The following is an 11623-nucleotide window of genomic DNA, read 5'->3' on the forward strand; positions in this document are numbered from 1 at the left end:
CCTTATGACAGAAGAATTCTATGAAATAAAACGTTAAATAGTTTAAAATTATCAGATAACACTAGATATTTTAGTCTATTAATTATTATAATAGACTATGAGATGGTTATATAATTGAGACAAAAAAGGTAAATACCTAGGTGGGGCCTAGGCGGTGTTTTCTTTTTACGGCTTAGATATAAAAACACCTACTCTTTTTTGCCAATATAGGGGATGGAGAGATTATCATGAGCAACATGCAGCAAAAAACAGACGTTATCTTAATTGGCGCTGGAATTATGAGCGCAACGTTAGGATCATTACTTAAAGAATTGGCACCTGAATGGGAAATTAAGGTATTTGAAAAACTCGCAAATGCCGGAGAAGAAAGTTCTAACGAATGGAATAATGCTGGTACAGGACATTCTGCGCTATGTGAGCTTAACTATACGTCCGAAAAATCTGACGGGTCTATAGATATTGGTAAAGCTGTAAAAGTAAATGAGCAATTTCAACTTTCAAGACAATTTTGGGCGTATCTTGTTAAGAGAAACTTAATTCGTAATCCACAAGATTTTATTATGCCACTACCTCATATGAGTTTGGTGCAAGGAGAAAAAAATGTGGAGTTTCTAAAAAATCGTTTTGAAGCGCTTTCAAAAAACGCTCTATTCCAAGGAATGGAATTTTCTGATGCTCCTGATACATTAAAAAAATGGCTTCCACTCATTATGGAAGGTCGTAACTCTAATGAACCGATGGCTGCAACGAAAATTGATTCTGGAACAGATGTTAACTTTGGTGCGTTAACACGCATGTTGTTTGATTACTTAAAAACTAAAAATGTCGAACTAAACTACAAACACAGTGTTGAAAATATTAAACGTGCGAAGAACGGTTTGTGGGAAGTGAAAGTACACGATATGAATAGTGGTAAAATCGAACACCATACTGCAAAGTTCGTCTTTATCGGCGGCGGTGGTGGTAGTCTACCTCTACTTCAGAAGACTGGTATTCCTGAATCAAAACATATTGGAGGATTCCCAGTAAGTGGACTATTTATGGTATGTAAAAACCAAAAAGTTGTAGAGCAGCATCATGCAAAAGTATACGGAAAAGCTAAAGTTGGCGCTCCGCCAATGTCTGTACCTCACCTTGATACAAGATATATAGACAACAAAAAAGCTTTACTGTTTGGACCATTTGCAGGCTTCTCACCTAAATTCTTAAAAACTGGCTCAAACCTTGATTTAATTGGATCTGTAAAACCGAATAACGTCTTAACGATGTTAGCAGCCGGTGTAAAAGAAATGGGATTAACAAAATACTTAATCCAACAAGTTATGTTATCACACGAAAAGCGTATGGAAGAATTACGTGAGTTTATTCCGAACGCTAAAAGTGAAGATTGGGATACTGTCGTTGCTGGACAACGTGTGCAAGTAATTAAAGATACTGATGCAGGTGGTAAAGGAACACTTCAATTTGGTACAGAAGTTGTTAGTGCAAATGACGGATCAATCGCTGCGTTACTTGGCGCTTCTCCAGGTGCTTCTACTGCGGTTCACGTTATGCTTGAAGTATTAGAAAAATGCTTCCCAGAACGTATACTAGCATGGGAGCCAAAAATAAAAGAAATGATCCCTTCTTATGGCGTATCACTAACGGAAAATCCAAGACTGTTCCAAGAACTTCACGCTTCAACAGGACGCACACTTGGGTTAAATGAAAAAGAAGCTGTTCACAATTAATGAATAGATTAAAAAAACGACATAATAAAAACGTCCGATATATTCGGACGTTTTTATTTTCTACTAGAAATTATACTTATCGATATTATCTTTCGTAAATACAACTCGTTCAGGTAATACGATAATACCATTTCCTTCTGCCTCATAGTCATACCCTTGAATAGAGTTCGGCTCTACTTTCACTTTTCCGATTCCTTTTACTTCAAAGCTATCCCCGACTTTTAACTTCTTCCCTTTTACAACAATTTCGTTTACAACATAAGTTGCTAGTGCACCTTGTTGTTTTACATCCCATAATCCAAATTGTTGTACTGTTCCTCGTTTCACATAATCACGCATAACGTTCGGTGTCGAAAACCCCGTTACGACTACTTTCTTATCCATTTTCAAATTCTCAGCTGCTTGTGCCATTGCTGGTAGTGCTGTTGCATCTGGACATATTACTGTGTTAATATCTGGATACGTTTTTAAAATACTCTCTCCAACTGATAAAGATTTTTGCGCATTATTTTCACCGTATTGCGTCGTTACAATTTCCCAATTCGGATATTTCTCTTTAATAATCTCTTTCGCCTTCGTTACCCACTGATTTTGATCTGTTACAGTCGGGCTTGAATAAAAGAATGCTACTTTTCCTTTATCTCCAATTTGCTTAGAAGTCATTTCAATTAATAAGTTTGCAAGTTGGTCTGGTGTACCTTGGCTAATATAAAACGAACGGTCTTTCGGATTCACATCAGAATCCCACGTTAATACTGTCATCCCTTTTTTCTTTGCACGTTGTAATGATTGCGAGAGACCATCAACTGACGTAGATGAAACCATAATTGCATCATAGTTTTGGTTAATAAAATTGTTTATATATTTTACTTGCCCTGATACACTTGCCTCAGACGGTCCATCGTACTTCACTTGTACACCTAACTTATCTCCCATCTCTTTTGCACCTTCACCACCTGATGTGAAGAAGCCAACTCCCGTTAATTTCGGAATGAACGCAAATTTTACATCATCTGCTTTTTTCTTATCCGCAGTTTGGCTAGAACAAGCAATTAAACCGATTAAACAAATACACATAATAATAACAATCCCCAGTTTTCTCTTCATGACATTTCCCCCTTATGCAAATTCCTTCTTTTCCCCGTAGTGAATCGTTGTAATTTGAAATGTCTCATAATAACAGAAACAATAAGGATAATACCTATTACTACATTAGATTGTTCATTCGTTAAGCCCGTCATTTGCAAACCGTACTGCATGAGTCCTATAAAAACACTCGCTAGTACTGTCCCAATAATACTCCCTTTTCCGCCTGTAATTAGTGTGCCGCCTAATACAACTGCCGTAATAACTGGCAAAATGGTTTCACTTCCAATATCAGCACGAGCAGAACCGAAATACGCTGTTAAGAAAGCTCCTCCTAATCCACCTCCTAACCCAGAAAGTACGTAAGCAGTAATCACTACTTTCTTCGTTCGAATTCCGGAATATTTCGCCGTACTTTCATTTGCGCCAGTTAATTTTGCGTGGCGACCGTATGTTGTACGGTGAAACAATATCGTAAATACTATCGTTAAAATGACAAGGAGCCATAATAAATTAGGTATACCGATAAAACTACCATTTGCCAGTTGCACATACGAATCTGGTAAACCACTTATTCCTTCATAGCCCGCTGCACCCGAACCACCTGAAATAACAAGGGCAATTCCTGCATATAAAAACATCGTTCCAAGTGTAACGACAAGAGGTTCTACATCTGTCATTTTTATAATAAGTCCATTTAATCCGCCCGCTATGCAACTTATTACGAGCGCAATGATAACGGCTAACAGTATAGGCATGCCATTCATCCAAAGTACTCCGATAAGAATCGAAGTAAGCCCCATAATAGATCCTACTGAAACATCAATTCCGCCAGTTACAATGACAAATGTCATCGGAATAGCCGCGATTGAAATAATGAGGAAATCGTTCATACTAAAAAGGAGGTTACTAATGTTTAAGAAATCACTATTTATGAAACTAAAGAGAATGAATTCTACGAGAAGCAATATGAGAAGAACCCCTTCCCATCTATACAAGCTACGTATTCCCCTCATAGATTCACCCTCCTTTCTTCTAATTGCCGGAGTTTCTTCCATTTTTTTAAGACACTATCTAATATGATGATGAGTAAAAGTAAAAATCCTGAAATAGCACTATTCCAAAATGCAGGTATTTTTAAAAAGACGAGTGAACTGCTTATCACTTCTAAGAAGAATGCACCTAATGCCGCTCCAAATATAGAACCTGTTCCTCCTTTTAAATGAATACCACCTAAAACAGCAGCAGCGATAACTTGCAATTCTATCCCTGTACCTGTTTGATTTGGAACGAATCCAATATTCATTACGAATATACATCCAGCGAACCCAGCGCTTATGCCTGATATGATAAACGCGTATATTTTCACTTTATCTACATGTATTCCAATAAGCCTTGCACCATCTTCATTATCACCGACCGCATAAAAATATCTTCCAATTTGAACTTTCATTAAAAAGAAATATAGCAGCAGTAATATGATAAGAACGGTCCATACCGTCATCGGAATCCCTAACATCATAATAGAAGAAATTTGTTTATACTCATTCGGAATATCTTCAATCCACTTTCCGCCCGTAAATATTAACATTACGCCTCTAATAATCCCGAGCATTCCTAATGTCATAATGATAGCTGGCACCCTAAATTTCGTAACGCCAATTCCGTTTACCATACCAATAAGGGCGCTAAGTATAATTGCCGCAAATATTGAAATAAAGGCACTGTATCCATCTGTTAACAACATCCCGCAAACCGCAGCGCTTAATCCCATAATAGATCCTACTGATACATCTATATTTTTCGTAAACAATACGAAAGATTGACCAATTGCCAAAACAACTAAAATAACGCTTGATTTCATAATTAAAGCTAAAGAGCTAAATTGAACAAAACTAGGGTTCATTACTCCAACGAAGGCTATGTAAAGAAGTAATAAAATAATAATAGACGTCTCATGCATTTTAAATAAACGGTTCACTCCGTTACACCTCCCTTTCCTCCGTACGCAAGACGTGTAACTTCATCAATACAAATTTCCTTCTTCTCCAAATGAGAGACGAATTCTCCGTTTCTCATCACATAAACACGATTCGCTAATTGAACGATTTCTTCCATATCTGAAGAAATTAATATGATCGCAAGTCCCTTTCTCTTCAAACTTTGTATCGTTTCGTATACTTCTAATCTTGCTTTCGCATCAATACCACGGGTCGGTTCATCAAGAATAATCAATTTCGGATTACATGCAAGATATTTCGCTAACACGACCTTCTGTTGGTTCCCACCTGATAAAGACGTCATTTTCTCATTCATATGAGGGACAACAATTCTAAACTGTTTTATATACAACTCTGATAAAGCGCTTTCTTTTTTGTCATTTAAAAAGAAGCTACTCATACTGTTTAAAGATGCAGATGTTATATTTTCTTTCACAGACGCAATTGAAAAAATGCCATTCCCTGCCCGGTCCTCCGGTACATACACCATACCTTCCTTTATTCTCTTATGTACCGAATACTTCGTAATGGATTTTCCCTCTAATAAAACAGAACCTGATTTCAAAGGCATTAATCCAAATATTGATTCAGCTAATTCAGTCCTACCTGATCCGACGATACCTGCAATCCCGACAACTTCTCCAGCGTGTACAGTTAATGATACATTTTGAAACGCATAACTAGACGCATTCGTGACATCTAATACTTTTTCCGAATGCTCTATTTCTTCTTGCGTGATTTCTTTCTTCTCCTCAAGTTTATAACCTTTCGGTAATAACCCCTCCATTAGCATGTCATATGTATAGCTTGATACATCCCCTTGACTTACAATCATTCCGTCACGCAAAATTGCTACTTTATTCGCAATTTCAAAGATTTCTGGAAAACGATGCGTAATGTAAATCATGCCAATTCCTTTTTCTTTTAAACTTTTCATCAACACAAAAAGACTCTTAATTTCGTGAGTTGTTAATGTCGATGTTGGCTCATCTAAAATAAGAATCTCAGCTTCCCTTATTAATCCCCTCAATATTTCTACTAATTGTTGCTGGGCAATGGATAACGATAATCCTAAATCCTGAAGTTGAATGTTCCAGCCTAAGTCTTCTAGCAACTTATTAATTTTATTTCGAAGTTCTTTCTTTTTCGCTTTCATTCCGATACAAATATTCTCTTCAATTGTCATATGCGGAAAGATGAGTGGCTCTTGTGGTATTAAATATATGCCATGTTGATGTGCTTCTGCTGTGTTTGAAAACTGTTGTATTTCCCCTTTCACATACATCTTGCCAGCATCGTATGAATACAAACCCGTTAATATTTTCATTAATGTTGATTTCCCGGCACCATTTCCTCCGACTAAAGCGTATACATCTCCACGCTCTAATTGTAAATTGACTTCTTTTAATACGAGTTGACCTGCAAATGATTTACTCACCTTTGTAACTTGTAATAAGGGCACGTTCTCCACATGTTGTCACCTGCCTTTATGCAGAACATTTTTTGAGAAAATGATTTTTTGTTCTACTTGTTTTGTAGCATTGTATATTTATTTTTTCATATCTAGAACACTTTTTTCACTGGACTATTTTATCGCTTCAACTGGAATAAACAAAATAAAGAACACATATGTTTAAGCAGTGGTCAATTGTTGAAAGGGATGAAGAGTATGTCACAGCTCAACTTTGAAGACAATTTGTTAACAAAAGTAGCTTGGTACTATTATAAAGATCAATTAACCCAGCAAGAAATTGCTTCACTTCTTCACATTTCAAGAAATAAAGTCGTTCGGTTGTTAGATAAAGCACGGACGGAAGGTGTCGTCACATTTCACGTAAAAGGTACTGGATTGCACTGTTTAAGCATTGAACGTGACCTTATGAAAAAATTCCATCTAAAAGATGCTTTCGTTATTCCAACGCCAACTGAGGATTATGCATTTTCACTCGGAAAAGCTGCCGCACAATATTTAGAAACTCAATTGCAACAAGGAGATTTACTTGGGATTGGCTGGGGAGAGACGATAAGTAAAATGCTAGAAAACATTCATTTTGATAGCTCTATGAATCTTTCAATCGTTACTCTTACAGGAGGCGTAAATCACTATATTCCAAGAAATCAAAGCTATTTAAACTACATGCAAGGTGACCTCCATATTATTCCTACCCCTTTTCTTACATCTACAAACGAAATGACGCAAATTATTCTATCCGAACCAAGCGTGAAAGATATGCTTCACGTCGCTTCACTCGCTCATACAGCAGTAGTTGGCATTGGAAGCTTATCTCAAGACGCCACAATTGTGAAAGAAGAAAAATTAACACTACGTGAAATGACTTATATACGTAGTCAAAACGGGGCAGGAGATATTTTAGGGCAATTTTATAATACTGACGGAAAACAATTAGAACTTCCTCATCATAATCGTCTTATCGGCACACCACTCTCTGTTCTTCAAAATATGAAACATGTCGTTGGTGTAGCTGGCGGTACGGAAAAGATAGATGCAATTTACGGCGCCTTAAAAGGAAAGTTCATTCATACATTAATTACGGATGAAGAAACTGCCCTCTCCTTATTAAGAAAGGAAGGTGACTCTTAATGTCTACTCTATTAGCTTACGACGCTGGTACAGGGAGCATTCGAGCAGTTCTTTTTGATTTAAACGGTAATCAACTTGCTGTTAGTCAAAAAGAGTGGGTTCATAAATCAGATAGTCGCTACCCTGGTTCTATGAATTTTGATGTAACAGAAAACTGGCAGCTCGTTCAAGAATGCACGAAGGATGTTCTTCAAAAAAGTAATACGTCCCCCTCTTCTATTAAAGGTATTAGTGCAACGAGTATGCGTGAAGGCTTTGTTTTATACGATAAAAACGGGCAAGAAATATGGGCTTGTGCAAATGTTGATGGCCGCGCATCAGCGGAAGTTAGTGAGCTAAAACAAATTCGTTCCGAAATTGAAGAAGATTTATATAAAAAATCCGGTCAAACTTTTTCGTTAGGTGCTTTACCTCGCTTACTTTGGATTAAAAAACATGAACCAGACGTGTACAAAAACATTCATTCCTTTACGATGTTAAACGATTGGATTTTATATAAGTTGTGTGGCACGCTGCAAATTGATTCTTCAAATGGATGTACGTCCGGTATATTCGATTTACAAAATAGAGCTTGGGATAACTGGGTTGCTGAGCAATGCGGTCTTACTCTAGCCTTTTCTCCAAAAGTAAATGAAGCTGGTACAGTTATCGGGAATATCACAAAACGAAGTGCTGAATTAACAGGATTACATGAAGGAACACCGGTCGTTGCTGGCGGCGGAGATGCACAAATGGCATCGCTCGGAACTGGAGTTGTAAAGCCTGAACAAACATTTATATGCGGGGGCAGTTTTTGGCAACAAGAAGTAAATATTACAAAACCAGAAACTGATCCAAATGCGGCGATTCGTGTTAATTGCCACGTCATTCCTAACCTATGGCAATACGAAACAATTGCTTTCTTCCCTGGCCTTGTTATGAGGTGGTTTCGAGATGCCTTTTGCCATGAAGAAAAACGGCTCGCTGAAAAACTCGGTGTAGATGCTTATGAATTACTAGAAGAACAAGCGAAAGAAGTTCCTGTAGGCTCACATGGCATAATCCCCACTTTTTCAAATGTAATGAATTATATTTCTTGGCGACATGCTGCACCATCCTTTTTAAATTTAAGTTTAGATGCTGAAAAATGCGGTAAGAAAGAAATGTTCCGCGCAATTGAAGAGAATGCCGCCTTCGTTACACTCGGCAACTTGAAATTAATAGAAGCTCTCACAGGTAATTTCCCTTCTGAAGTAACCTTTGCTGGCGGCGCTGCTAAAGGTAAACTTTGGCCACAAATACTAGCAGATGTCCTCGGAATCCCTGTTAAAGTACCCGTTGTAAAAGAAGCCGCTGCTTTAGGTACGGCAATTGCCGCTGGAGTTGGCGTAGGCATTTTTGAATCGATGGAAGAAACTGCCGAACAATTTGTACAGTGGGAAAACACATTTAAGCCAAACGCTGAAAATCATGAGCTTTATAAAGGATTCTATGAAACATGGAAAACAGTGTATGCTAGCCAACTTTCTTTAGCTGATAAAGGCCTCACATCACATATGTGGATTGCCCCAGGTGCGCTGTAACACATTACATAAAGGAGTGATTTCTATGCTTAAAGTGAATGAGGATGATTTCACCTATCGCTTCGGTGATAACGGGCCTAAATATTTAATACAAGGTCCAAATATCGATCTTGGCCTAGTCGTTATTCAGCCTGGGCAAGAGTTTCAAAATCACTATCATACAACGTGCGAAGAAGTCTTCTATGCGTTAGAAGGCGAAATAGATTTCTATGTGAATAACGAGAGAGTTCCGATCAAACAAGGTGATGTCTTGCAAGTTCGACCTCATGAATCTCATTATCTTATTAACCATTCCGATAAGCCTTTTAAAGCTGTTTTTATAAAGTCACCACATTTACCAAATAAAGATACTGTACAAACTGAAAATCCAACATTAACGAAGGAGTGATTCCTAATGACTTGGGGATTTAAAAATCGATTAAATACAATTTTACCTGACGGCAGAGCAGTTATGTTAGCGATAGATCACGGCTACTTTTTAGGACCGATTCACGGACTTGAACAACCGTTAGAAACAGTTAAAAACTTGCTTCCATATACAGACTCCCTCTTTTTAACACGAGGTGTACTCAGCTCCTGTATACCTGAAAACTGCAGCACACCGATGGTTATGCGTGTATCAGGCGGGGCAACTGTAGTCGGCAAAGATTTAGCGAATGAAACAATTGTTACACCTGTGAAAGAAGCAGTAAAACAAAACGCAATTGGCGTCGGCGTTTCTGTCTTTGTCGGATCAGACTATGAAACACAAACTGTTTCAAATCTCGCAAATGTAGTATCTGAAGCTCACGATTACGGCCTGCCAGTACTCGGTATTACCGCCGTTGCGAAAGAATTACAAAAACGTGAAGCTCGCTTCCTAGCACTCGCTTCCCGCGTATGTGTTGAAATGGGAGCTGACATTATTAAAACGTACTATTGTGAAGGATTCGAAAAAATCACAAGCACATGCCCTGCTCCAGTCGTAATCGCGGGCGGACCGAAACTAGATTCAATCGAAGACGCATTAAACATTACGTACAATGCGCTGCAAGAAGGCGCAATCGGAGTAGATATGGGCCGAAACATATGGCAGTCCGAACATCCAGCTGCGATGATTCAAGCGATACATGGTATTGTGAAGAATAGATTGAATGTGAAAGAAGCGCTCCAATTATATGAAGATGTAAAAAATTAAAATAAACAATAGACTTTTACACTTAAATATATACAAAATCAATATTTACTATAAGGAAAAGCCCATATGTTAGATTACTAAGTAACCTAACATATGGGCTTTCTTTTACATTTTTCATTGTTCCGAATTTAGTCAAGCCTCTACAGATCACGTACGTTCCAAACAATCTCACCGCGTTCACCCCACGTACTGTGATGCCGCTTAAATCCTATCTTTTCTAATACCCGGAAGGACGCAACATTCCAAGCGCCTACAGTCGACCAAAGTCTTTGGCGCCCCGTAGCAATCGCAGCCTCTAGCACAGCTGTTGCTGCCTCTGTCGCATAACCCTTGCGATGAGCACTGCGGAACAACTCGTATGCAATCTCCGGCTCTTCAAGCGTGGAACGACCGATAATTAAGCCACAGTATCCGATGAAATCGCCTTCGTCTCGCCTACGAATAGTGAGAAGAGAAATACCATTTTCAGCTGCTTTCTTGCGCATCTCAATAAGATAGCTACGAACAGAGTCAATGGTTGGCATGTCCACACCACGTTCGCCAATTAATTTTCTCAGCCATACTGCATCGGATTCCTCCCACATATTCAGGTCGAGTCGTTCCGTTTTCAGCTGGAATGCCATAGCTTTATATGAAGTTGTCATAGTGAGAACCTCCTATTTATATCACTGTGCTACTCATAATAGTTTCGCACCTCATCACATCAGAAACACTGTTGATTCTCTAAATTTTCTAGCAACAGCACACAAGAAATTAGAGTTCTTTTATGCATAAGCACTTCCCCTAAAAAATAGACCTTTTTATACAACTTTATTTTAAACATACAATATTTGCTTTAAGATGAATACCCTCTAGTTTATTAACAGTTTGTTTTTCACTTATCATACAAATAAAATGATCAAGCCCCTTCCAAAACTCGATAAGGGGCTATATATACACCTTCAAACAATTACTCTTGATGAATGCTATTTAGTTTTGAAACTTTCTTACCATCTCTATAATCAAGGCAAGAAACTTCAATTAATAATCCATTAAATATTGTAAAATAAAAACCATAACTACTACCTCTCATTGTGTAAGGTTCCTTGTCTATTTCAATGCCCCCAGCTACTAAACGATTATATGCTCGATCAACTTCACTTGAAGTTTCCACCAAAAAACCAATATGAAAAGCTTCAGGATATGTAACATCCTTTTTCCCCTTGAACGCTTTTGGATCACTTAACACCAGTATAAATCCATTCTCATCACTCATCACTACAAGCGCCTTTCCCTTTTGCTCCAAAAATTGAAAATCAAAAAATGTTTCAAAGAAATGTCTAGCTTCTGATAAATCATCAACACATAGATTCAAATGATTCAACCTCATTCACCCATCTCCTTTTAAACAGGGGTTATACAGAAGTATATTGACCCATATTGATAACACTTGAATGTTTAAGGGAAGGTATTCAAGTGTTCATTTT

The 11623-nt window shown here is 37.9% G+C and carries 11 protein-coding genes; 5 read left to right on the forward strand and 6 right to left on the reverse strand.

Going from position 1 to position 11623, the window contains the following annotated elements; all coding sequences use genetic code 11:
- Positions 1-227: 227 nt before the first annotated feature.
- Positions 228-1730 (forward strand): malate:quinone oxidoreductase, encoded by a 1503-nt coding sequence (locus AB3X48_RS11770; protein WP_016105186.1) that lies wholly within the window; start codon positions 228-230, stop codon positions 1728-1730.
- A gap of 63 nt (positions 1731-1793) precedes the next feature.
- On the opposite strand, the gene lsrB is transcribed toward AB3X48_RS11770, so the two are convergent.
- The 4 genes from lsrB to AB3X48_RS11790 are packed head-to-tail and all read right to left on the reverse strand — an operon-like array spanning position 1794 to position 6287.
- Complete coding sequence (gene lsrB / locus AB3X48_RS11775; protein ID WP_367959550.1) at positions 1794-2837, reverse strand: autoinducer 2 ABC transporter substrate-binding protein LsrB; 1044 nt, start codon at positions 2835-2837, stop codon at positions 1794-1796.
- Positions 2834-3832, reverse strand: coding sequence for an ABC transporter permease (locus AB3X48_RS11780; RefSeq protein ID WP_002110489.1), 999 nt, complete (start codon positions 3830-3832; stop codon positions 2834-2836). The genes lsrB and AB3X48_RS11780 overlap by 4 nt, the downstream gene beginning before the upstream one ends.
- The gene (locus tag AB3X48_RS11785) at positions 3829-4797 is read right to left on the reverse strand and encodes an ABC transporter permease subunit (RefSeq protein WP_367959552.1); all 969 of its coding nucleotides are present in this window, start codon (positions 4795-4797) and stop codon (positions 3829-3831) included. Before AB3X48_RS11785 ends, AB3X48_RS11780 begins: the two co-directional genes overlap by 4 nt.
- On the reverse strand, positions 4794-6287 hold the full coding sequence (locus AB3X48_RS11790; RefSeq protein WP_016105190.1) for a sugar ABC transporter ATP-binding protein: 1494 nt from the start codon (positions 6285-6287) through the stop codon (positions 4794-4796). Before AB3X48_RS11790 ends, AB3X48_RS11785 begins: the two co-directional genes overlap by 4 nt.
- Before the next feature lie 198 nt (positions 6288-6485).
- Between AB3X48_RS11790 and AB3X48_RS11795 the strand changes: the two genes are divergently transcribed.
- From AB3X48_RS11795 to lsrF, 4 genes are read left to right on the forward strand one after another with little or no spacing between them, the layout of a single operon-like run.
- Positions 6486-7418, forward strand: a complete 933-nt coding sequence (locus tag AB3X48_RS11795) for a sugar-binding transcriptional regulator (protein WP_016105191.1) — start codon at positions 6486-6488, stop codon at positions 7416-7418.
- Positions 7418-8980, forward strand: coding sequence for an autoinducer-2 kinase (lsrK, locus tag AB3X48_RS11800; RefSeq protein WP_016105192.1), 1563 nt, complete (start codon positions 7418-7420; stop codon positions 8978-8980). Before AB3X48_RS11795 ends, lsrK begins: the two co-directional genes overlap by 1 nt.
- 25 nt (positions 8981-9005) lie before the next feature.
- Positions 9006-9368, forward strand: a complete 363-nt coding sequence (locus tag AB3X48_RS11805; RefSeq protein WP_000921867.1) for a cupin domain-containing protein — start codon at positions 9006-9008, stop codon at positions 9366-9368.
- Positions 9369-9374: 6 nt separating this feature from the next.
- Positions 9375-10157, forward strand: coding sequence for a 3-hydroxy-5-phosphonooxypentane-2,4-dione thiolase (gene lsrF, locus AB3X48_RS11810; protein ID WP_000219781.1), 783 nt, complete (start codon positions 9375-9377; stop codon positions 10155-10157).
- Positions 10158-10297: 140 nt separating this feature from the next.
- Here the strand turns inward: lsrF and AB3X48_RS11815 are convergent, their stop codons facing one another.
- A complete protein-coding gene (locus tag AB3X48_RS11815) occupies positions 10298-10801 on the reverse strand; it encodes a GNAT family N-acetyltransferase (RefSeq protein ID WP_016105193.1) in 504 nt (167 codons plus the stop codon).
- Between the two features lie 305 nt (positions 10802-11106).
- Positions 11107-11526, reverse strand: coding sequence for a VOC family protein (locus tag AB3X48_RS11820; RefSeq protein ID WP_016105194.1), 420 nt, complete (start codon positions 11524-11526; stop codon positions 11107-11109).
- Positions 11527-11623: the final 97 nt, after the last annotated feature.

It is taken from the genome of Bacillus sp. S4 (assembly GCF_040838205.1).
Lineage (GTDB): Bacteria > Bacillota > Bacilli > Bacillales > Bacillaceae_G > Bacillus_A > Bacillus_A cereus_U.